Annotated in this window: 35 protein-coding genes; 1 reads left to right on the forward strand and 34 read right to left on the reverse strand. The window is 30.2% G+C overall.

Annotated features, from left to right (window positions below):
- The 30 genes from QZU75_RS05795 to QZU75_RS05940 form a co-directional block, all read right to left on the reverse strand.
- Complete coding sequence (locus QZU75_RS05795) at window positions 1-330, reverse strand: hypothetical protein (protein WP_296882213.1); 330 nt, start codon at window positions 328-330, stop codon at window positions 1-3.
- Window positions 327-506, reverse strand: a complete 180-nt coding sequence (locus QZU75_RS05800) for a hypothetical protein (protein ID WP_296882214.1) — start codon at window positions 504-506, stop codon at window positions 327-329. The genes QZU75_RS05795 and QZU75_RS05800 overlap by 4 nt, the downstream gene beginning before the upstream one ends.
- Window positions 503-1228 (reverse strand): thymidylate synthase, encoded by a 726-nt coding sequence (locus tag QZU75_RS05805; RefSeq protein WP_296882215.1) that lies wholly within the window; start codon window positions 1226-1228, stop codon window positions 503-505. The genes QZU75_RS05800 and QZU75_RS05805 overlap by 4 nt, the downstream gene beginning before the upstream one ends.
- Window positions 1225-1410, reverse strand: coding sequence for a hypothetical protein (locus tag QZU75_RS05810; RefSeq protein ID WP_296882217.1), 186 nt, complete (start codon window positions 1408-1410; stop codon window positions 1225-1227). The genes QZU75_RS05805 and QZU75_RS05810 overlap by 4 nt, the downstream gene beginning before the upstream one ends.
- Window positions 1407-1772 (reverse strand): hypothetical protein, encoded by a 366-nt coding sequence (locus tag QZU75_RS05815; RefSeq protein WP_296882219.1) that lies wholly within the window; start codon window positions 1770-1772, stop codon window positions 1407-1409. The genes QZU75_RS05810 and QZU75_RS05815 overlap by 4 nt, the downstream gene beginning before the upstream one ends.
- A complete protein-coding gene (locus QZU75_RS05820; protein WP_296882220.1) occupies window positions 1769-2221 on the reverse strand; it encodes a hypothetical protein in 453 nt (150 codons plus the stop codon). The genes QZU75_RS05815 and QZU75_RS05820 overlap by 4 nt, the downstream gene beginning before the upstream one ends.
- Window positions 2221-2550 (reverse strand): hypothetical protein, encoded by a 330-nt coding sequence (locus QZU75_RS05825; protein WP_296882221.1) that lies wholly within the window; start codon window positions 2548-2550, stop codon window positions 2221-2223. Before QZU75_RS05825 ends, QZU75_RS05820 begins: the two co-directional genes overlap by 1 nt.
- The gene (locus tag QZU75_RS05830) at window positions 2540-2848 is read right to left on the reverse strand and encodes a transcriptional regulator (RefSeq protein WP_296882222.1); all 309 of its coding nucleotides are present in this window, start codon (window positions 2846-2848) and stop codon (window positions 2540-2542) included. The genes QZU75_RS05825 and QZU75_RS05830 overlap by 11 nt, the downstream gene beginning before the upstream one ends.
- Before the next feature lie 19 nt (window positions 2849-2867).
- Window positions 2868-3287 (reverse strand): hypothetical protein, encoded by a 420-nt coding sequence (locus tag QZU75_RS05835; RefSeq protein WP_296882224.1) that lies wholly within the window; start codon window positions 3285-3287, stop codon window positions 2868-2870.
- Complete coding sequence (locus QZU75_RS05840) at window positions 3281-3418, reverse strand: hypothetical protein (protein ID WP_296882226.1); 138 nt, start codon at window positions 3416-3418, stop codon at window positions 3281-3283. The genes QZU75_RS05835 and QZU75_RS05840 overlap by 7 nt, the downstream gene beginning before the upstream one ends.
- 102 nt (window positions 3419-3520) lie before the next feature.
- Window positions 3521-3826, reverse strand: coding sequence for a hypothetical protein (locus tag QZU75_RS05845; protein ID WP_296882228.1), 306 nt, complete (start codon window positions 3824-3826; stop codon window positions 3521-3523).
- Between the two features lie 4 nt (window positions 3827-3830).
- Window positions 3831-4460, reverse strand: coding sequence for a hypothetical protein (locus tag QZU75_RS05850; RefSeq protein ID WP_296882229.1), 630 nt, complete (start codon window positions 4458-4460; stop codon window positions 3831-3833).
- Window positions 4461-4575: 115 nt separating this feature from the next.
- The gene (locus tag QZU75_RS05855) at window positions 4576-4926 is read right to left on the reverse strand and encodes a hypothetical protein (protein ID WP_296882230.1); all 351 of its coding nucleotides are present in this window, start codon (window positions 4924-4926) and stop codon (window positions 4576-4578) included.
- Window positions 4919-5269: a hypothetical protein gene (locus tag QZU75_RS05860; protein WP_296882231.1), complete on the reverse strand. Its 351-nt coding sequence runs from the start codon at window positions 5267-5269 to the stop codon at window positions 4919-4921. The genes QZU75_RS05855 and QZU75_RS05860 overlap by 8 nt, the downstream gene beginning before the upstream one ends.
- A gap of 1 nt (window position 5270) precedes the next feature.
- On the reverse strand, window positions 5271-5774 hold the full coding sequence (locus QZU75_RS05865; protein ID WP_296882232.1) for a hypothetical protein: 504 nt from the start codon (window positions 5772-5774) through the stop codon (window positions 5271-5273).
- Entirely contained in the window at window positions 5761-6075 is a 315-nt protein-coding gene (locus QZU75_RS05870; protein WP_296882233.1) for a hypothetical protein, read from the reverse strand. The genes QZU75_RS05865 and QZU75_RS05870 overlap by 14 nt, the downstream gene beginning before the upstream one ends.
- Window positions 6076-7821 (reverse strand): helicase C-terminal domain-containing protein, encoded by a 1746-nt coding sequence (locus QZU75_RS05875; protein WP_296882234.1) that lies wholly within the window; start codon window positions 7819-7821, stop codon window positions 6076-6078.
- Window positions 7821-8279 (reverse strand): hypothetical protein, encoded by a 459-nt coding sequence (locus QZU75_RS05880; protein WP_296882236.1) that lies wholly within the window; start codon window positions 8277-8279, stop codon window positions 7821-7823. Before QZU75_RS05880 ends, QZU75_RS05875 begins: the two co-directional genes overlap by 1 nt.
- On the reverse strand, window positions 8280-8666 hold the full coding sequence (locus tag QZU75_RS05885) for a hypothetical protein (protein ID WP_296882238.1): 387 nt from the start codon (window positions 8664-8666) through the stop codon (window positions 8280-8282).
- A 507-nt stretch (window positions 8667-9173) separates the two neighbouring features.
- Complete coding sequence (locus QZU75_RS05890; protein WP_296882239.1) at window positions 9174-10922, reverse strand: hypothetical protein; 1749 nt, start codon at window positions 10920-10922, stop codon at window positions 9174-9176.
- 58 nt (window positions 10923-10980) lie between these two features.
- Window positions 10981-11529 carry a hypothetical protein gene (locus QZU75_RS05895; RefSeq protein WP_296882240.1) on the reverse strand — a complete coding sequence of 183 codons (549 nt, stop codon included), beginning with the start codon at window positions 11527-11529 and terminating at the stop codon, window positions 10981-10983.
- Window positions 11530-11544: 15 nt separating this feature from the next.
- Entirely contained in the window at window positions 11545-11817 is a 273-nt protein-coding gene (locus QZU75_RS05900) for a hypothetical protein (RefSeq protein ID WP_296882242.1), read from the reverse strand.
- A 28-nt stretch (window positions 11818-11845) separates the two neighbouring features.
- Window positions 11846-12547, reverse strand: coding sequence for a hypothetical protein (locus QZU75_RS05905; protein WP_296882244.1), 702 nt, complete (start codon window positions 12545-12547; stop codon window positions 11846-11848).
- Window positions 12548-12550: 3 nt separating this feature from the next.
- On the reverse strand, window positions 12551-12892 hold the full coding sequence (locus tag QZU75_RS05910; protein ID WP_296882245.1) for a hypothetical protein: 342 nt from the start codon (window positions 12890-12892) through the stop codon (window positions 12551-12553).
- A 1-nt stretch (window position 12893) separates the two neighbouring features.
- Window positions 12894-13067 (reverse strand): hypothetical protein, encoded by a 174-nt coding sequence (locus QZU75_RS05915; protein WP_296882246.1) that lies wholly within the window; start codon window positions 13065-13067, stop codon window positions 12894-12896.
- A 7-nt stretch (window positions 13068-13074) separates the two neighbouring features.
- Window positions 13075-13320 carry a hypothetical protein gene (locus QZU75_RS05920; RefSeq protein ID WP_296882247.1) on the reverse strand — a complete coding sequence of 82 codons (246 nt, stop codon included), beginning with the start codon at window positions 13318-13320 and terminating at the stop codon, window positions 13075-13077.
- A 1-nt stretch (window position 13321) separates the two neighbouring features.
- Window positions 13322-13525: a hypothetical protein gene (locus QZU75_RS05925; RefSeq protein ID WP_296882248.1), complete on the reverse strand. Its 204-nt coding sequence runs from the start codon at window positions 13523-13525 to the stop codon at window positions 13322-13324.
- A gap of 3 nt (window positions 13526-13528) precedes the next feature.
- Window positions 13529-14053 carry a hypothetical protein gene (locus QZU75_RS05930; protein WP_296882249.1) on the reverse strand — a complete coding sequence of 175 codons (525 nt, stop codon included), beginning with the start codon at window positions 14051-14053 and terminating at the stop codon, window positions 13529-13531.
- A 3-nt stretch (window positions 14054-14056) separates the two neighbouring features.
- Window positions 14057-14650, reverse strand: coding sequence for a hypothetical protein (locus QZU75_RS05935; protein ID WP_296882251.1), 594 nt, complete (start codon window positions 14648-14650; stop codon window positions 14057-14059).
- On the reverse strand, window positions 14650-14784 hold the full coding sequence (locus tag QZU75_RS05940) for a hypothetical protein (protein ID WP_296882253.1): 135 nt from the start codon (window positions 14782-14784) through the stop codon (window positions 14650-14652). Before QZU75_RS05940 ends, QZU75_RS05935 begins: the two co-directional genes overlap by 1 nt.
- A gap of 235 nt (window positions 14785-15019) precedes the next feature.
- Between QZU75_RS05940 and QZU75_RS05945 the strand changes: the two genes are divergently transcribed.
- Window positions 15020-15160: a hypothetical protein gene (locus tag QZU75_RS05945; protein ID WP_296882255.1), complete on the forward strand. Its 141-nt coding sequence runs from the start codon at window positions 15020-15022 to the stop codon at window positions 15158-15160.
- A 614-nt stretch (window positions 15161-15774) separates the two neighbouring features.
- On the opposite strand, the gene QZU75_RS05950 is transcribed toward QZU75_RS05945, so the two are convergent.
- The 4 genes from QZU75_RS05950 to QZU75_RS05965 form a co-directional block, all read right to left on the reverse strand.
- On the reverse strand, window positions 15775-16866 hold the full coding sequence (locus QZU75_RS05950; RefSeq protein ID WP_296882257.1) for a type I restriction endonuclease: 1092 nt from the start codon (window positions 16864-16866) through the stop codon (window positions 15775-15777).
- Between the two features lie 145 nt (window positions 16867-17011).
- Window positions 17012-17164: a hypothetical protein gene (locus tag QZU75_RS05955; RefSeq protein ID WP_296882259.1), complete on the reverse strand. Its 153-nt coding sequence runs from the start codon at window positions 17162-17164 to the stop codon at window positions 17012-17014.
- Between the two features lie 7 nt (window positions 17165-17171).
- The gene (locus tag QZU75_RS05960) at window positions 17172-17789 is read right to left on the reverse strand and encodes a hypothetical protein (RefSeq protein WP_296882261.1); all 618 of its coding nucleotides are present in this window, start codon (window positions 17787-17789) and stop codon (window positions 17172-17174) included.
- A gap of 637 nt (window positions 17790-18426) precedes the next feature.
- Entirely contained in the window at window positions 18427-19596 is a 1170-nt protein-coding gene (locus QZU75_RS05965) for a site-specific integrase (protein ID WP_296882263.1), read from the reverse strand.
- Between the last annotated feature and the right edge of the window lie 242 nt (window positions 19597-19838).

The following is a 19838-nucleotide window of genomic DNA, read 5'->3' on the forward strand; positions in this document are numbered from 1 at the left end:
TTAATCACCTGGTAAACTATATGGATGTTCATTATGTCTTAATATAAACTCAGTACGTTCATTATCAGTAAGATGGTTTTTATGAATATATTCATGATGAACTTTTAAATTAAATTCTTTACATAATAAATCAATTACTTCTTGATTGACTTCACCTGAGAATTGTAATCTAACTTCTTTATTGGTTTTATCTCTCCAGTTTAATCCTACTATAAAATTTGCCATATCTTCGTGTTCATCTTCCCATTTATCTAATGCCTCATTAAATTCATGTACATTCTTATAATATTCTTTTCTTGCTTTCATTATCTCAATTAAATAATCAGTCATAATTTTGCCTCTTTAAATATGCTTCCAATTGGAGCGTAACATTCTACATAAGCTGGGAGAGTGTCTTCTATGAATTCTCCCCAGTTTGTGCATTCCATGTTTTTTTTATCATACCAGTCACAGTCTCGGTGTTTTTTATCATTTCTGATGTGCAGATTATCAGCATCAATTTTCATAATCCCACCACTTTTTTAGCTGCACTCATATCTGTCTCATAAATGTGTAAACTACTACAATTGTAATAAATTCCTTTAAAAATTAAGTTTGGATAATTTTTTCTTAACTTATCAACTAAATATAATCCAATATGATTAATGAATAACATATTTGACGGCCATGCACCATAACAATCATTACTGCGAAATATAATTGTTAATGTTAATTCATTATCTCTTATCAATGCTTGAATCCAATTTAAACATGGAATATGTTCTTCAACACAGTCAAAACCAACATTATATAATGTTGCTACTGCCCTATTACTTCCATGGTTTTCTTCTAATCTTTCAATCATTGTTTGTAATTGATTATATTCTCCAATTTCCCCAGTAACTTTATCTACAGTAACATAATCCATTAATCTTTGAGGATATGTGTAGATAAAGCTTGATTCATTTTCCACATTTATTCCACTTATCATTGCAGGATCATTAAGTGAGGCTACATAATCATATAATGCTTCACCTTTCATAGGATAATCTTTTATATCATATGCTCCTTTTTTCACTCCTTTTAAGAATTCTTCTGGAGGAAGATATATTGGAGTTTGCACGAATTGATTTGGTATGAATTCATGTACTCCAATTATTTCACGAATTGGACTGTCATCTTTTTTATGGTCATGACCATGGGTAATGACTTCTTTTAATAGTTTTTTCCAGATTGTTTCTAAACTCATTTCATCATCTCTTTTTCAGTTAATAATCGACCAACATGTAAACCAAGGATTAAAAACATAAGCCACATTGATACTGATGTGAAACCATTACGTGTAATTGGCCAATCAATAGTATAAGATAATATTATGCTGATTAACCAACATACAAGGATTCCAAAGTATACTTTGTAATAATCATTCATGAAGACCCCTCAAAATATCTGTGTTCATTTTTAGATGGAATCCTATTGACTCCTAACTTTTTACAAATATTATCAACTTGGTTTTGTTTCCATCCAATAAAAATTAATTTATCTCTAACTTTCTGTGCATCTTCCAAACTATAGTATCTGCCAAAATAATAAGTTTTTGATTGGAATTTCTTTTTAATATAAAACGTATCCCCTTTTTTCTCAATATATTTTCTTTGTTCAGATTTCACAGGAGTGGATGGGTAATTAGATTGTAATAATGTTTTGAGATTAGTGTTATGTTTTTTTAAACATTCATCTAATCCCATTCCATTTCGTAAGTCAATTGTAATCGCTTCGGGAATAATAGTCATGGTTCCATCTCCCAACTTTCACAAATAAATGTTTCATCCACAAATTCACGATTATAATTACAGAAAATCCTTTTTTCTCCATTTGTTTTGAAGCGTGTTTCTGTGTTGTCACAACTTTCACAGCATGGAACTCTTCCTTTTAAACCTTCCAATTCATTAAAATATTTAGTAATATGAACTGGATAATAGTAACAATCCTTATGTTTTTCGCAGAATTCAAAAGCCAAATCCTCATTTGTTACAAATGCAACATGCTCATCAAACCTGTCAGGAAATGTTCTTTTAATTTCGTAAGTAATCTGATTACCTGCAAGTATTAATCTGTTTAATATTCCGCAGATTTCATTTGCATCATCCTGAGCTGGAGTATAATATGATCTTCCAGTTTCTTTATTTACAAGAATGTAATGATGATTATTTTCCAGTTCAACATAGAATGGTCCATTCATTATTCCACCTCTGTTTCATCTGTTGTTTTACCAGATATGTTTTCAAATAATGTTAATTTATCAGGTGTTTTCATTCCTGCAAAACCATATTTATCCAGATGGTCTTTTGCCATTTTGTCTGCTCCTTTCCAATCCCATTCTCCTTTTTTAACAAAGTCAATATTATGTACATAACTTAAATGTGCTAAAAATTGGAATGGCCTAAGTATTAAATCCTCACAATGATTCTCCATACATTTAACATGTTTTCTATGTTTTAAACAAGTCATATCACAAGTTTTTCTATTGTTTACTTCACTGAAAACACAGTCAACACACCTATAAGTCATTTAATTCACCACCAGTTTTCTCTTTCAAATGAGGAAGCATATTATAAACTTCCTCACCCAATGGAGTTAATAAATATAATCTACCTTTTTTTGCGGATTCATTAATACAAACTACAATCTCATGTTCTTTTAATTCCCTTAAAGTTTTACTAATATGATTAGGTCGTATATTACATTTTTCTGCAAGAACTTTTGGAGTTAATATTTCATTTTCATGAAGAATAATCACTGCTCTTTCACGATAACTTGAAGTCAATACATATGCCGCTAGAGTTAATAATGCATTGTCAATACTCATCTTTTTCACTTCCAGATTTTTAGCATTCAATTTCAATTGGTTGTCCTAACCAAGTATAATCTAAATCATCAAATTCAACAATCTTATTAAAATCCCAGTCACAAGCCATACAAATATCCCTTTCATGTTTCGCATCTTCATAATCCTTAAAAAAACCAAAATAGTTCTTTTTACCATTAATTATTTTCATAACATGATAATAACCATTCTCAAAGATAATATACCTATTTGCTTTAAAACAAGGATTCACCATCCAATGTTTACCCATATAATATGCCCTATACAATCGAGCCTCTTCAAGAGTAGGGAAACTTCCCCAGTATAATAATACTCCTCCAACTCTTTTTCTTATTTCAAACCAACCATTCCTGCGTTGGTAAATATACCGAGGTATTTTTTCAAAAGTTTTAGTTTCTGTCTGATAAATAATCTTCACCATTCTGACCCCTCACATGTTATTGAATAAATTGGCAGTATTTCACCATCAGAATCTCTGAGTTGTTTTCGGCTTGGTTTTGGTAATAATTCAGGCATTGCTTCTGCGACATTAAAATAGAATCTTTTATTCATCCCCCATCACCTTATCTTTCCTTAATGTATCCTATAATATAAACAAATATTAGGATTATAAATAATCCCAAATAGATTGGTAACCATTTACCAGTCATTATTTTAACACTTCCTTTCTCTGAAGTGGAATTTCCAAGTGTGTTTAACCTCATCTCCAAAGGTTATGATTTCTGTATGATGAATGCGAATGCATTGTACCATGAAAGTTTTTTCAAAACCTTCAAGATGATTTTTGAATTCTTCATCAGTGGTTATAGTAAAGTGATCCATTGTTAAAGAATCAACAATATCAATAGGCACACACATTAAACCCCTTTCATTAAACCATTCACTTACTTCTGTTCTAAACTTTAACTCTTTACTTAATACATCAGCTCTTGCTTCTAAATATTCTGAATATAAACTCATATTTTCACCTTTTCCATTTTTTAAATCTAATACGATCCCCAATACTTACAAATTGGATGAAACCAGTTTCACGGTCATTTCTAACTGCTTCAACTAATTTTTCATAAACTTTTTCTGTGACTGTTAAACTAGTGTTATTAGGACTGTTTTCTTTTAAAGCATCATAAAAACTGGAACTAACACATATACTGTCTGTGAAATCATTGTTTATTGTTAAATTCAATCTGACAGTTTCCATACTGCAACTTCTTTTAAATTCAACTACCCCCATATCATCATATCTTAAATCATGAAAATCAACCCATGATGCTGGTTTGTAAGTGTAAATCCATTTTTCTTGGAATCCATCACCATAATTGTTTTCAGTTTTAAGAGATTGTTTTTTAATATAGTCCAATTTACATTCAAAAGTTTTACAGAATAAATCATGCCATTTACTGGTCCAACTGTTTTCACCCATAATTTCAACTTCTAAATAGAAATTGTAATCATGAAATGCAGGTAATGATTTAACCCAAATGTTAATCATTCCAGGTTCACCGTTTTCTGTTTCCCAAAATTTCCTTTCAAATTTTTTGAGATCATCATGCAATAATCTGATTGCATCATTTAATTGGATGAAATGATTTACCATTTATGTTCACCTTTTATTGTGCATGAAACAACATCCAATTGCTGCGATTAATTCATCAGAAAGGACGCATAAGTTCTTCCACCTGTGAATGCAATTTAAACAAGATTTATATTCTTTATTTTTTCTCATTGCTTTCACCTGAAGTAATTCTGCAACCAAAATAAATATCATTATCTAATTCAAACCATTCATCAGATTTTTTTGCAAGTATATTTTTTATGAAGTTAGGACGCTTGTTTCCTTCATATTTGACTTGTACAAATTGTCCTTCAATCCTATAAAAATCACGAATCTCCAATAATTCTAATAACATTGGAATTTTAATAGGATTCAAATCAACAACACATAAACCCCCATCAGCAAGGTCTAATTCCATTAATAATTTGAAATTTTTACCTGATGCCCCTCTGGGTTCAAAAAAACCTAATGAACAACTGGTTATTCTAGCATTACAAATGTTACTCATTTTTTCTCAACTCCAATTGTAAAACATACTTTTCAAAACTAATACGATTATCCAATAACTCTAAATCCTTTCTAATCAATGATGTGTTCTGTTTAGCTAATTCATAATCATTAGTTAAACTGGAATATTTCTCATCAATGTATGCTTGAATCTGTTTTTCAGTAGGAGCTTTGGACAACTCATACTCCTCTTTAACCCTATCCGGATGTAATTTAACCTCATTACTCTTGTGAAGCAAATCTAATTTTAAAGACACTTCACTATTAACCGCATCTTTCAATTCCTTAATTTTCTCATTTTTACTCTCTAATAAATTCTTATAATTCTTAAAATCATATTCCATTTTAAATCACTCCCCATAAGTGTAAACTATTCACCATTGCAATAAACAATACTATTATTACAGCACACATGAGAATAGTAGAAAGAATATCTTTTAAATGATAGGATTCATCTAATTTCATTACCATAATTTCATGACAAATTTCAACTTTTTCAAACAATGTTTTCTCCTGGTCTTTTGTAATAACTTCACGATATTCATCAGGGGCATCTTGACCTAACTGAACAACCAATTCCCTTGGAGCATTATCTAAATATTTTTTCGCATCACGAGCAAAAACAATGAAACTTTTACAACCCAAACCACCAAAGATAAAGCAAAAATCCTTGTTAATATCTTTTTCAGGTGAAACTAATGTTACCTTTTCATCATTAGTAAGAGGATTATATGAGACCACCCCATAAAATCCTGATGAAAATTTCACAAGTTTAAATCCTAATTCATCGCCCATTACTTCAGTTTCTAATATTTCATAATCTGCTGCATCATATTCAATCATAGTCATAAGGATCAACTCCCTTAACATGGTAAACTGGGAAATCTTTTAATTTTTGAAAACCATGTTTTTTAATTAAAACATTAATTAAATCTTTTAACATATCATCATCAATGGAATATTCCCAGATACTTTTAACTCCGTCAACCGTGTCCACGATTTCATGATTTTTACTTGTTTTGTTTATTAAATCAGTTCTGATGTTGTCGCATAGTTCTGTGAATTCTTCCTGTGTACAGAGGGTTTGATGTGATAATAAGATACATCTGTGTTCGTACTTGTCACCACACCATATACAATAAACAAACATTTAACCAACCCCATTTGATAATCCGTAATCTACACCTTCTAGGAAGTATTCTTCAAATAAATGCAGATTATATTTTAAAAGATTCTCAAAAGCTTCATCAACAACATAAGTAACACAAACATCAGAACTACTTCTAATACCACGACCATAACTCTGCATTAATGGAATTGTAGTATGGAAAGTATACCAATCATTATCCAAATCACATCTTGCCTTAACTTCATTTTTATAAACTGGACGAGGAACTTTAAAAATAATCTGAGCAGTACATAAAGGACCTTTAAAATCAACACCCTCTTTAATGGATGGACTAATCAGAATATTATAGACATCAGAAGATTTAAACAATGAAATATAATCATCTCTCTCATCTCCATAAGCAGACAACACATCATAACCTTTATAATCTAATTCATCATACAACCAATTTGTTTGATCTATAGAACTAGTATGAATCAGAATATTCTCATCAGAATGTTTATCCAAAAGTCCGCAAATACCAGTTAAAACAGTTTCATTTTTCCACGCAGGAACAACCTTACCATTAACAAAAGTATTATATTTAGCATTGAAATTGCCAAGATAATTTTTAATTACTGGTCGGTTCTCAACAGGGAACGGGGATTTCTCATAAATAAAACAAGTTTCATTACTATTAATACCAATCCAATTGCAATATGTTTCAGGATTTGGTAAAGTTCCTGTAAAGAATAATCTAACTACACCTAAACCCAATAATCTTTGAGTATACTCTTTACCAAATAAAGGTTTAAATAAAATATTATTCTTCTTTGCATCAAACCAGTCTTCATGTTTTGGTATTTTTACATACCATTCCCCAGAACTTAAATTATCAATTTTATGTCGAATTTGCAATATTTTCTGGTCATATTCCAATTCAATGGCTTTGATAATATTATCATCTGCACGTCCTTGTAATTCACCAACTTCTTGAGATTTCTTTTCTTCAAGTTTAGTGATTATATCTTCATGAATTTTAATCCAATATTTATTAGATTGTAATTCTTCACTTTCTGCATCAAAAACATAGATATTGTATTGTTCATAGATTTTATCGGGGTTTACTGAGAATCCTATGATGTCCATCATAATATTTTCAAAATTATGGCATTCATCAAAGATGATTAAATTTCTCATTTCAAATCGTTTGATTACATGACTATTGAAATAGATACTATGATAATTAGCATTAACATAATTGTTTTTTTGTGCTGCTAATATTGCTAAACGATATGGGCAGTCTGTGCATTTCCAAATCATCATGTTACTGATGATTTCATCATATTCTTCTTCTGAGATATAATCATGAAATGTGAATGACCTTCCATGTTCTCCATTCAGTAATTCTTTTTTATCTGCAATGCTTCCGTTTTCATTAACTTGTTCAACATAACAATTATCACAGGAAGCATTGAAGAAACATTGGTAATGTTTTTTTCCTTTCAATTCCACAAGCATTTCTTCAAAATCTTGCATGTATTGTTTTTGAAGATTGATTGTTTTTGTGCAAATATATGCTGAACTAAAACAATTTGCTATTGTTGTTGCAATTGCAGATTTCCCAATTCCAGTTCCCGCATTAACAATAATGTTTCGGTAACCTTTTTGTAATGCAGCATCTATTTTTCTAAAGATTCTGATTTGCGCATCAGACGGAGCATGTTCCGGTAATGTCCAATATTTCTGATATTCAGAATTTTGAAACCATTCAGAATCAGAAATCATTAGTCTCCCCCTTTATCTTGACATATAAAATCCTCAAGGTTAAATCCATAGTTATCTGCTTCTAATTTTAATTCATTGAATTTAGAACGAATTCTCCCTTTTGCAGTTCCTTTAACAATATTGTCATTAACTGGAAAATCATCTCTAAATAATTCAATAGCATCATCAATATTGTCCGTTTCTAAAACATATTGGTCAAAACATTCTCTATACCAAGATATCTCAGAAAATTCACAAGATTTTAATAATATCCCTTTACACCTTAAACTACAAGTGTTAGACCCGTTAAGGGAAATTGTGATTACTGCATTATTTAATTTGTCCAAATCTTCTTCAGAAATATTTTTTAGAATATTCTCTTTAATTTGCTCATAAGTTATTTTTGAATCAAATTGTTCTCCAAGAACAGATTTTATATAAGTTAGTTGTTCTTGAACATAATCTCTTAAGTATGCCATCTAGTAACCTCCTTTTCTTGTTTTTAATTCCCGTAATTCATTATAACAATCACGGATACATTTTTTCAAAACTCTTCTACGAATACGATTCTGCTTCGGATTAAAACCAACAAAGAAACTTTCATAATCCCTTTCAGGAAACTCCCTTTTCAATTCCAAAGCTTCTTCATAAATTTCTTCCAAAACTTTAACTTCTTTTTTATAATCAGATAATTTAGCATGTATCTGATTAAACTCATTACTGAGTATGCAATGTGTTTGGTGAAGACATAGACCATGATGATTGTATGGATCATAATTGCAAGTGAATTCATCAACATGTTTATTGTGAATTCTATCCCATTTCTGCTGGGAAATTTCCTTGTTAATTTTTTTATAATCAATCATTTTTCTTCACACTCAATTTTCATTGCCAGTTCATTGCCAAATTTTTTTGGCAATAATAACTTTTCATAAATTGCTTGTTTTAGCAAAATAAGACATGAGAAACCTTATCCACAAATAATGAAAATTTCATTGCCAAAATGACTTTTTCATTGCCAAATCTGAAACAAGACTTCTCAAGACATTACCAGCCAAACAAAACACTCTGAACCATTATTCAAATTTTGATTGCCACATTGCCAAAATAATGTACACAAAGAATTAAAGTTAATTGCAAATTCACAACTTCCAAAAATTCAATGACAATTTGGCAATGAAGATAACATCAAAAATGAAATAACTTATTAGAATCCTCCTTTAACATAATAAACCAATTTCCACTCTTTGTCATATTGCCATTTTCAATTGGCAATGAAAAACACATTTTGGCAAAGTGGCAATGAAACAAAAACACCTTGAAAATAATACTTAAATTCAAATCAAACACTCCGTTTAATGCCACTACCAAAATTAATCTTCATCATAATCCAACCAAAAAGGCTTACTCACATCATCACTCTGATTTAAAATACTACAATTTTCATCAAGAATAACATCATTCAAAAAGATATAACTCACAATATCATCAGGATATTCTAACTCCAAACGATGTCTACTACTCTCAGATAAAAGTAACATTTCACTTTGATTAATTTCATCAACATTCTCAACCAAAGCATACATATTACTCTTCCCATGTTTACCAACAACTTTCAAAAAACCTTCCTGATTCAACTCAGTAAAATAACGATACAAAGACCTTTTAGCAATATTAACATTACCCTCTTCAATATAATCATTGATAGTGAAACCAAAATCTTCACCAGGGTCAAACTTATAAGAAGAATCTGGCTGATACTCCCACTTGTCAATATTCTCTTCAATATCTTCAAGTAATTCAGCAGCTTTTTTAGACAAATTCCTTTTAATACTAACCATATAAGGCTTAAGTAAACTAACGAAATATTGCAAATCTTCAGGATTAGTGAAAATAACTTTCTCCCCATTAATAATATGAACATCACGTTCAGTACTATTAAAAGCAGTAATTACTTTCAATATCCCATTATACTTATCATAATCCCTTTTATAATATTCAGAAGCTCCAATTAGATTTAAAATAGCATCGGAATAAGGATTAACAATAGTAACATCAGAAAATTTATATCTTAAACCAAGAACCATTTTTTGAATTTCAGATTTAAAACAAAGCATGGATTGATATATTTGTTCTGTCTTACCTCCTTTTAATTCCAAATAAGATTTACGAGCATTAAACACAGCCCGATTATCAGTTCTAGGAGTGAAAATAAAACTACGAGATAATTCCTGACTATCAAAACTATAGTTGGGAACTGTAGTATAAGTTAAACAAGGAAACCCAGATAAAATTAGATCAACTACCTCATATTCCCCATCAACTTTAATTGTAATTGGCCTTGCAAGATAACCATCAGTTTGCAACTCTTTAAGAAGATTTTTAGTCTCTTCAACTTCATCTTGGTCACTATCCCCTCCAAGGTCACCATAAACAACAATCTTCCCATCATAATATCTTTGGTCTGTTTCTGCACGTCTGAACATTGAGGCCATAGTAGGTTTTTTCTCATAGATAATAAACTCTTCAGGAATCATAGACAAAGCCACATTCTCAATATGAGTTTTACCACTACTACCATCACCTAAACCAATAACTGAAATTGGATTTTTAAGAATCACTTGACTACAATAACAGAGAAAAGTAATCATAATATTAATCCTTTCACCCGCAGTATACCAATCAACTAATGACGCAGTATAAATCAAAGGTTTTATTTGATTCCTAAAAAGTTCTAAACCTTCTTCATAAGATTGTTTATTCTGAGCTAACTCTTCTTCTTCATTTTGTTTTTGAGTTTCAAGTTCAACCTCAACATACTCATCAACAAAACTATTCATTGCAACTTTCAGATCATCAAAAAGTTGAGTAACACCCAACTTATTAAGTGTTCCATTTGGATTTAAATGTTTTTTAATTTCAACACCAACAGTTGACCGTTCAGTTATACTTAAGGGAGTTTCTCCTTTTAGTTCATTGATTAACCTTTTTTCCTCATTGAAAAAATCATATTTACAACCTTTCTTATAAGGAACAGGTTTAACAGTAAACTTATCAGGTAATGAAATACCATAGTCAAGATTCCATAACTCCTCTCTTTCAGGTGCTGCTTCTAATCCCATAGTCTAAATTCACCTCCTGGTCCAATTAATTTAAAAAAAATTTTAACCACCAGTCCATTTATTGGATGCTGGTGATTTTGAAAGTTGGATAATTACTATCAGGAACTTCAACCTGTTCCACAGTAACTCTTTTACCTTCAACGAATTCTGCGACATTTTTCAAATTAATCTTTTTGAAAATGTTAATTTCATCTCCAGTTTTAGGGTCAATAAGACTTTTAGGGTCAACAATACCCATAATACCAGTGAGGAAATTCCAAAGGTTTCTATGGAAATCAAATCTTTCAGTTGGTTTTTGAATACGTGTAGCAATTCCATTGTCCTTAAATTTAGGACAATTTAGGTAGATATCTAAGTATTCACCAACTTCAACATTATCATCTTCATTCATTTTTGGTTCTTTGTGTTCGTCAATTAATCTGAATCTGATTTGACTATATTTTTTTATTTCGTCATCTCTTTCAACAATTGGGAACAATTCAATAGTAGCTTCACCACTGAAGGATTGGCCTTCCACCATATCAGAGAGGTAGTATCTTTTGTAGTCTTCTAAATCGTTTTCTTCAGTTCCAGTTGCCATTCCAAATAATTTATTTAAATCAGTCATAAAAAATCACCATTTTTATTCATTAAAAACTTTTTTAAAAAGTTCTTTTTTCATATCATCTATATCTTTATTAATTTTCTCAAAGTCCAATGTAGTAACTACAGCGACATGATCCAAATCAACAATTTTGGTCATGTGTTCTTCAGAAGAAATTAACATGTCATTTCCATGTATAATGCTTAATTCATCATTAGCATCAAACGGAACATCATCACCATTGTCTAATTTAAGGACTCCTAATTTATTTCCAAGAGAATCCTGTAGACTTTTGATACTTTCAAAATCCATTTAAACCACCAATTAAAAATTCTTTTTTTTAATTTGTCATTGATTCTGGCATTTCTTCATAAGGAGTAGAAGAGTAACCAGCTAATTCCATAATCCATGCTAAAGATAATCTGAAAGCTTTACCAGTGGCTCTAGTAATTGCCATTGAGTAAACTGCATGTTCTTCTTTTTGTTTTCCACTACTGGTTGCTATTGCTTCACCTTCACCAACTTTAACACCACGGCCGTCAATAAGGTTTACTTTTGCCCTGTAACCATGGCGTGCTTTAGTTGGGAATGGTTCGACTTTTTCAATTTCAACACGTATACCAATCATAGTTCCAAGAGTGGACCAACCAGAAACAGTAACATAATTATTGCTACCAATTTTTTGAATTAAGTTTTGAGATTCCAAAACTTTTTTAAGACTATCTGCCACACGTGTTGCAATAATAACACGGTCTTCAACACTAATCATTGGATTTAATACATCCGCATCAATCAATGGATTGTGTTGAATAACATCAGCAGTACTGAATGGAATTACATCCCCATCTTCTGTGAAGTTCTCTTTAAGGATTTCTTCATCAGATTTTTCATGTTCTGTGATAACTTCAACTTTTTTAGCACCTTCAAATTCAACAGTATCTTTGTACAATTTTTTTTCTTCATTAGTTTCTACAGTATCTTCGAGTTCACCCATTTCTTCAAGAGTTTCTTGAATAGTAGGTTCTGGTCTTTCCATACCCATATTTTATTCCTCCATAGCAATTTCTTCACGAATCAAAGGAGCACTAGACTCCATAATTTGATAACAATAAAATTCCAATACTACATTTCGTGGTAATTCTTTAGCACCATCTGGTAAATGACCACCTTTGATATGAGCTACAAGTAATGTATCTCCTGGTCTAAGCGCAATATGCTCAACATTATAATCAACATTTAAAATGCGAGCTAAAGCTTCATTGTTAATACATGAAATTGCATTATGACTTAAAAATTTAAATTCTTCTTCTGTTAGTTTATGACATATCATATCCCATTGGCTTAATGAGATCATGTTTGGTGACCAAGAAGTTCCAATGAATTTCAAATTATTCACCTCCTAATATTTCTGTCATGACCATTTTGTCAGTTCCTGTGAGGTTTGCAGTTTTTTCTGCTAACCTTTCATCAAATGTTTTTCCATCGTTGGGATTGTTTTCATCCCAACAGGATTCAATTAACTCTGTCATGTCGTTGCATGACTTTTTAAAATCTTTATCCATAGTTGATTCACACTCCTATAAGATATCCTTCAACAAGGTTTTGTACTTGTTGATTGTTGATTGAATGATTTTCAGTGATTACTTGAGTTATTGGCAGTTGATTGTCATCAACTGCTTTTTCAATACATTTATGAACATTTCCGAGAGTAATATTATCTAATGAGATTCCTAGTCTTTCTAAGTACTTACAAGTTAAGTAAGGGCTTTGAATAGCTTCAGGGAATCTAACATGTTCAATGTTTAATGTGTTCATTCTAAACACCACTTGCAATGAAGTTTCTTAATGCACCGGATTCAACAGCACATATTCCGCATAGTAAAGACATTGTTATTGCAAATAAAATTAATGCAGTAACAATACCTAAAGGAAGAACAAAACGAGCATTACGAATTAAAAATGATTCTAATCTGTTCATGAAGGTTTTTTCTTCAACTTTTTGTAATCTAACTTGAGTCATAATTTACCACCATACCTCTGGATTTGCTCTGATAATTTCAAGTTTTTCATCAAAGTCAATAGGATCATCTACTAAAGTAGGGTCTATTAAACATGCTTCGGTTAATGATACTGTAGTTAACTGATATCTTTTTAGAAAATTAGTTGCTTGTTTATCAGTTAATTTTCCAAGGAAATTGTAAGCTTTTACACGTGCTTCATGCCTTGGAAGTTCACCTTTTTGGATTGCTTCCAATCTATCAACTTCCCATGATAAATTACTTATTTTTGTTTCAACATCAGAGAATTTGTCTTTCATGTCAGCTAATCGTGGATCATCAAAGTTGATTTGGTCCATTGTCCAAAATGGATATGATGGGATTGTGTCTTTAACACAATGTCCAATTTCCATTGCAAGCTTATCCCTTTTTAGGGTTAATGCTCTTAGTGTTGATTTTTTATCCATTATTTCATGGGATGTTTTTGTTGAAGCTGCTTCAAATTCAAATAGGTTTCTGAGTTCTGATTCAGCAAAATTATTGGAGGACATGTGTTATTCCTCCTTGAAGTAACAGTCAAAAGACATTTGTAGTTGTTCTTCTGCTTTTTCTGTTGCATCTTCTGCTGCTATGAATTCCTGTAAATCTTTGTCGATTGGTTCCATTGTGTAACCCATAAAGTGCAAATTATCGTCAAAGAGTTTTGTGACTTTCATGCCTGCGAGTTCTGCAAGCATTTGGATAAATACTTCAGAATCTTCTTCAGCATTATCCTGTTTTTCTGGTACGCATAGTCTTGAGAAACCAGCATGACTATCTTCAATGTCGATAGGTGAAGCTGTGATTTTTCGGGCTTCTTTTATTGCTTTTATGAGTTCGTAGTGTTGTCCGTATGAGCAACCATTTTCATCTACAACATGAAATTTACTATCATTTTGCAGTTCTAAAAATAGTTTTTCAAATACTCTGTCGACTATTAAGTCAGGTTCCGTGTCTGAAAAAATAGTTGCATCGGATACTAATCTTGCAGAAGCAATTGCTTCTGCTTGTGTTTCTCCATCTCCGAAACAGAATTGTTCATTGTCTACTACTTTCCAACGGTTGTCAATATCGTTGAATGTTAAAAAGAGCATTGTTGGTGTTGCCATTATGCATCACCTTCTTTAAAAGTAGCGACTATTTCATCGTATTTATTTGCTTTATCGAAGATTGATAATAGTTTATCTTCGTCGCCGATGACGTAGCCATCGATTATTAATTTCTGATTTTTTATTTCTAACACGCTTTCACGTCTCCATTTTTTTGCTTTAGAAGAAATGTTCTGGAAATATGTTGCAGCATATTTCAGAAGATTTTTTTTCTTCTTGATTTTATATTAAACTTTGCTATATATAAAGATTACTATGATACTGTTTTAATAGTTTCACAGTTTAATGTAAATATAATTAACTTTAAATATGTTTATATACAAATATAACATTAAGAAGTTACTAAAAAAAGAAAGGAGGATTAATACCATGGCAAGAGCTCAAATGACATTTGAAATTGATGAAGATTTACGAACTGAAATCAACATAATTGCAAAGAAACAGAAAACAACTGTTAAAGCCATTATGACAAAACTTGCGGAAGATTTTGTACGTGAAAATAAGGAATAATTTATATTTTTAATAAATAGGTTTAAATTAGCGAAAGCATTCGCTAACATATTATAAACCTCGCATTCCATCTGCGACTATTTTAAAGTTACCGATATTTGATTTAACAAATAAAGATAAACTTAAATAGTATTTTAACCAAATATAATAAATGGTTACAAAGATACTTTCACGTCTCCAGTGGACTATTTTTAGTAACCAGCAGTATAGAGCATGGGGTGTTGCAGCACCATTTCAACCATGCTTTTATATTGCGAATGTTACAATTATAATATCTATTTTTTCAATTATTTATAATCTTGTTTTACAATATATTTTATGAAATTATACTGTAGATTTTATCCCATCAATGAATGGGTGATCTGGTTATGAGAGTGGTTTTTCTTGATGGTTAATTATAGTATATCCAATTGAATATATAAACTTTATTATTTAATTAAATTAAACAATGTTCAATAATTAATTAATAAAAATAGTTAATTGTCTACCCAAAATTGCAAAAACACATGGCCTAAAGATTTAAAAAACCAACCAAAAAATACTAAACTGTACAAAAAAAATTACCCTAAAAAAAATAAAAAAAATGGGAAAAATAAAAAAATAAAAAAATAAACTTACATCTCTAAATATTCATTAACAACACTAAGAATACGCTCTTTATGATTATACAAATCAGAAAGTTGCTCAATATCTACTTTCTCACCCTTCTTACCACCATTACTAGTAAGAGTAATCTTATCATAAAATTCAACTCTAAGATGATCCAGATTATTGAAATGTAATCTCACAATAGGAAACCTCTGATTATCATCAAATAAAATATTACAATAATGTTTCCTATCACGCATTGCAACACGACTAACATCTAAAACTTCAGAAACAATTGACTTAACAATAAAGTATGCTTCTTTTTCCAAATCAGTAGTTACAACTCCTTCTTCATTAATAGATTCTTCAGCTTCAACAGCATTATTGTCTTCCTGTTCTTCTTCATTACTTGCAACTGCATCAGCCAAAGTTTTATTAACCCTTTCATTAATAATTTCTGTAACAGCTACAGAAATAATTGTACCAAATTTCTCTCGCATATTCTGAGTTAATATGCCATCATAAACTTGTTTAGCTATTGACTTGACAAATTCATCAGATGGATTCTCAAATTCTGCAAGTAATGTTTTTTTAATTAAGTTTCTGTATTTGAGATTATCGGCACGTGATACAACTTCATCAACATCAAAATTTACTTTTTTGAATTTCTCCAATTCTTTGATGTCTTTTTTATTTAAACTTAATAGGTTTATGTCCAGGAATGGTTTTTCATCCATTCTGTTATTGTCATCTCCAGTTGTGAAGAATTTATATTCAACACCATTAGTTAAAATACCTATTTGAATATCAGTAATACTGAAATAGCGGAATAATTGTGAGATGTTGTCCATACTTAGTTTGTTTGTTGCAGATTTACATTCAATAAAAATAATTGGATGTCCTTCTTCCAATATTGCGAAGTCTACTTTTTCTCCTTGTTTGGTTCCTACATCTGCTGTGTATTCTGCTTTTACTTCTGCGGGATTGGTTGTATCATAACCCATTAATCTTAAAAAAGGAGTTATTAATGCTATTTTGCTTGTTTCTTCACTATCTATATGTTCAAGTTTTTCAGGGATTGTTTTAGTAAATTCTTTAATATCATCTTCAAAAGTCATTTTAAACCACTCCATAATATATTACTGCATAATACTATGTATGTTGTTTGTGGGTATAAATACTTAATAGAAAAATCTACACGATGAAGATCAACAAAAAAATAGAATAGAAAAATAACAAAAATATTGAAAAAAAAGGAATGAATTATTTTAAAATAAGTTTTTTCCCAGAAATATCAACTTCAAAAGATTCCGCAGCATAAGGAACATTATCTAAACTAAAATATAACATATAATCATCTGGGAAGTCTTTAGTTAAATCTCTGAAATCTTTAAGAGAAATTTTGCTTTCACCCATTTTCTTTTCACTCCGAATAAGTTAACAGCATATCACATTTGGGACATTTAGGTAATTGACCCACAAAAGCATGTTTACATTTTGGGCATTGGTATTCTTTCACAAATGCTTTTTGCCATTCCCCTGGAACAACAAGTAGATCATAAAATACATCTAGTGGAAACTGTGGATTGAATCCTAATGCTTTCCACATATTGCTTCTTATATCTCCATCTGTTTCAAATGTGAATCTTCTACCATCACTAACTTCTATCCATATTCCATTTTTTATTTTTCCTACGGTTGTTACTGCAGCAGCATCAATAAAAAAGTGTCTTCCATCGGCTAATGCATGTTGTATTATTATTTGTTGTGCATTAATTTGGACTTTGGTTTTGACTTTTCTCATTTTTGTATTGTCGCCTAACCAAGGATTGTCAAAGGTTCTTGCATGGCCATGGCCATCGAATACTGTCATAGTGCTGTGTCTTCTTTTTGGTTCAACAATAGGTAATGTTACTACAAACAGAGGGTTACCTGCTCTAAATTGGAGGTATATCATTTGTTTATTTATTAATGATTTGTCTAATTTATATGCACCAGTTTTTGCTTTAATTATATTTCCTAAACCCACTCTTAACACCATTTTAGTTTTTAGTTATATGTATGTTTAGAGTTAATAGTATTTATAACAACAAGGTAATCACAAGTAAAAAAAATGTTTAAAAAAAAAGTTCATATGCTGTATTAAAAGTTATGAGCAACATACATTTTAAAAATTAAGAGGAATTTAATTATTACAGCATATGGAACTTTGCTCAATATTTATAGACTAAAGAAATTTAACCTAAAAAGAATAGTTTCTTGAAATTCGTTATAAAATCTTTATGGAGTGATACTTAGCGTTAAAATATAAAAAACTATTCTTAATAAGTTAATTAATAATTATATAATTCATATGGAACTATTGTAACAAAAAAAAATAAAATTATAATCACATAAAAAAAAAGATTTTTTCATGCAACTATAATCTATTTTAAATTTGTAGTAAAAATTTAGCAGTTATTTTTTACCAGTTTTACTCAAACAAAAATACTACAACCTCAAAGTAAAAAAATAATAATTCAAAATAATTTTAGCTGTGTTAAATTTGGTTACAATTAAATACTTTCTAAAATACTGACGTAAAAAGAAAAAAAAACTAAATTATTTTTTTTATTATTATTTTTTTTCTCTTGAGGGCTATATGATATATTGTATTTCATATGGAACTATTGTAACACTTAAAGTTCACTGATAGTATCAAGAATAGTTTCACGTGAATGTTTTTGTTTATCTATCTCAAACAATCTTTCTTCAATATTTAATATTCTATCATCTATTTCCTTGACTTCAGCTTCTTTTTCCTTTAACTTTTGTTCCAACTCTAAATATTCTTGACTCTTAATATCAATATTATTAACATCCAAGTTAATAGTCACAGCATCCATGTGCTCAATATATTTCTCACGAAGAATATTTGGATCATCAAAAAAGTATGCTTCATCAACCAAGTTTTGGCCTTTACCTTGCATTTCGTTGATATCTTCTTTACTCATGCCATGATTTTTAAGATTGGACGCATGAAACTTCCGGAGCATGTGACTTCTGAACCTGTTGTATGTTCCTTTTTTACCTAAGCCTAGTTCATCATTGATTTCTTGAAACTTATAGCATACTGTAACTTCATGATATTGGAATAGCACATCTTCATTATGCAATGGTTTTTTAATAGTTAAAAGATAATTGACAATTGCTGTTACTGCTTCAGGACTACAGAACGTATAATACCATTTGTCAGTTTTTTGTCTTTTGATTTTGAATGTTGGAACAACATCATCACGTTCTTTTAAAATATCCAATACTTCATAGATATCATTACTATCGTGATATAATTGAGTAGAATCAATGAAGTCTTGAACTGTAAGGTTTAACATTTCTGTTCGTGCAGACCCACTGCTTGACATGAATAGTATTATTGCATTCATTAGTGGGTTGCTTATTCTTAAACTTGCTTTTATGATGTCTTTGTCAGGCAAATCTTTGAAACTGATTGGTGGACAATCGTTCATGTTCTTTTCTGATTGTCGTGGTAGTTTTGGGATTTCTAAACCGTATGTTGTGTATAATGTTAATGTTTTTGTCATTATTGATTTAACAGTGTTTTTTTTGTAATGTTCTGTTACATGGTTTCGGAAGCCTAATAGTCGTGATGTTAATTTTCTTCGTCGTTGGGGTATTCTTTCATCTTCTTCAAATTCTGCTTCGTTTAGCAAATCAACTAAAGGCATGTTGTTATTGTATTCACTGTATCGTTTTAGTGCTGTTTTGTATTGTCGCATTGATGATGGTTTGAGATTTCTTCTTTTTTGGAAATCATCTAATAACTCTTTGTCGGTTTTCATATACATCATTTCTCATCTCTATATCTCTTTTAGTTTGTGCGAGAGAGCATTTGATAAGTAATAGTGATTGTACTTTTTTGTGCAAGTATAAGATTTATGAGTATAACTGTTAATGATTTATCATGACGGATATTTTTTATATGTTAAACAGTCAGGATGGGACATGAAATTTTTTAATTTTTTATAGAATTTTTTATTTTTAAAATTTTTTTGCAATAATTTTATTTTTCAGTTGTTTTTATTGTTTATTT

This window comes from uncultured Methanobrevibacter sp. (assembly GCF_902764455.1).
Classification (GTDB): Archaea; Methanobacteriota; Methanobacteria; order Methanobacteriales; family Methanobacteriaceae; genus Methanocatella.

Coding starts and splice junctions, on each gene's coding strand:
- QZU75_RS05795 (WP_296882213.1), bottom strand. CDS start 330: ATGACTGATTATTTAATTGAGATAATGAAAGCAAGAAAAGAATATTAT.
- QZU75_RS05800 (WP_296882214.1), bottom strand. CDS start 506: ATGAAAATTGATGCTGATAATCTGCACATCAGAAATGATAAAAAACAC.
- QZU75_RS05805 (WP_296882215.1), bottom strand. CDS start 1,228: ATGAGTTTAGAAACAATCTGGAAAAAACTATTAAAAGAAGTCATTACC.
- QZU75_RS05810 (WP_296882217.1), bottom strand. CDS start 1,410: ATGAATGATTATTACAAAGTATACTTTGGAATCCTTGTATGTTGGTTA.
- QZU75_RS05815 (WP_296882219.1), bottom strand. CDS start 1,772: ATGACTATTATTCCCGAAGCGATTACAATTGACTTACGAAATGGAATG.
- QZU75_RS05820 (WP_296882220.1), bottom strand. CDS start 2,221: ATGAATGGACCATTCTATGTTGAACTGGAAAATAATCATCATTACATT.
- QZU75_RS05825 (WP_296882221.1), bottom strand. CDS start 2,550: ATGACTTATAGGTGTGTTGACTGTGTTTTCAGTGAAGTAAACAATAGA.
- QZU75_RS05830 (WP_296882222.1), bottom strand. CDS start 2,848: ATGAGTATTGACAATGCATTATTAACTCTAGCGGCATATGTATTGACT.
- QZU75_RS05835 (WP_296882224.1), bottom strand. CDS start 3,287: ATGGTGAAGATTATTTATCAGACAGAAACTAAAACTTTTGAAAAAATA.
- QZU75_RS05840 (WP_296882226.1), bottom strand. CDS start 3,418: ATGAATAAAAGATTCTATTTTAATGTCGCAGAAGCAATGCCTGAATTA.
- QZU75_RS05845 (WP_296882228.1), bottom strand. CDS start 3,826: ATGAGTTTATATTCAGAATATTTAGAAGCAAGAGCTGATGTATTAAGT.
- QZU75_RS05850 (WP_296882229.1), bottom strand. CDS start 4,460: ATGGTAAATCATTTCATCCAATTAAATGATGCAATCAGATTATTGCAT.
- QZU75_RS05855 (WP_296882230.1), bottom strand. CDS start 4,926: ATGAGTAACATTTGTAATGCTAGAATAACCAGTTGTTCATTAGGTTTT.
- QZU75_RS05860 (WP_296882231.1), bottom strand. CDS start 5,269: ATGGAATATGATTTTAAGAATTATAAGAATTTATTAGAGAGTAAAAAT.
- QZU75_RS05865 (WP_296882232.1), bottom strand. CDS start 5,774: ATGACTATGATTGAATATGATGCAGCAGATTATGAAATATTAGAAACT.
- QZU75_RS05870 (WP_296882233.1), bottom strand. CDS start 6,075: ATGTTTGTTTATTGTATATGGTGTGGTGACAAGTACGAACACAGATGT.
- QZU75_RS05875 (WP_296882234.1), bottom strand. CDS start 7,821: ATGATTTCTGATTCTGAATGGTTTCAAAATTCTGAATATCAGAAATAT.
- QZU75_RS05880 (WP_296882236.1), bottom strand. CDS start 8,279: ATGGCATACTTAAGAGATTATGTTCAAGAACAACTAACTTATATAAAA.
- QZU75_RS05885 (WP_296882238.1), bottom strand. CDS start 8,666: ATGATTGATTATAAAAAAATTAACAAGGAAATTTCCCAGCAGAAATGG.
- QZU75_RS05890 (WP_296882239.1), bottom strand. CDS start 10,922: ATGGGATTAGAAGCAGCACCTGAAAGAGAGGAGTTATGGAATCTTGAC.
- QZU75_RS05895 (WP_296882240.1), bottom strand. CDS start 11,529: ATGACTGATTTAAATAAATTATTTGGAATGGCAACTGGAACTGAAGAA.
- QZU75_RS05900 (WP_296882242.1), bottom strand. CDS start 11,817: ATGGATTTTGAAAGTATCAAAAGTCTACAGGATTCTCTTGGAAATAAA.
- QZU75_RS05905 (WP_296882244.1), bottom strand. CDS start 12,547: ATGGGTATGGAAAGACCAGAACCTACTATTCAAGAAACTCTTGAAGAA.
- QZU75_RS05915 (WP_296882246.1), bottom strand. CDS start 13,067: ATGGATAAAGATTTTAAAAAGTCATGCAACGACATGACAGAGTTAATT.
- QZU75_RS05920 (WP_296882247.1), bottom strand. CDS start 13,320: ATGAACACATTAAACATTGAACATGTTAGATTCCCTGAAGCTATTCAA.
- QZU75_RS05925 (WP_296882248.1), bottom strand. CDS start 13,525: ATGACTCAAGTTAGATTACAAAAAGTTGAAGAAAAAACCTTCATGAAC.
- QZU75_RS05930 (WP_296882249.1), bottom strand. CDS start 14,053: ATGTCCTCCAATAATTTTGCTGAATCAGAACTCAGAAACCTATTTGAA.
- QZU75_RS05935 (WP_296882251.1), bottom strand. CDS start 14,650: ATGGCAACACCAACAATGCTCTTTTTAACATTCAACGATATTGACAAC.
- QZU75_RS05945 (WP_296882255.1), top strand. CDS start 15,020: ATGGCAAGAGCTCAAATGACATTTGAAATTGATGAAGATTTACGAACT.
- QZU75_RS05950 (WP_296882257.1), bottom strand. CDS start 16,866: ATGACTTTTGAAGATGATATTAAAGAATTTACTAAAACAATCCCTGAA.
- QZU75_RS05955 (WP_296882259.1), bottom strand. CDS start 17,164: ATGGGTGAAAGCAAAATTTCTCTTAAAGATTTCAGAGATTTAACTAAA.
- QZU75_RS05960 (WP_296882261.1), bottom strand. CDS start 17,789: ATGGTGTTAAGAGTGGGTTTAGGAAATATAATTAAAGCAAAAACTGGT.
- QZU75_RS05965 (WP_296882263.1), bottom strand. CDS start 19,596: ATGATGTATATGAAAACCGACAAAGAGTTATTAGATGATTTCCAAAAA.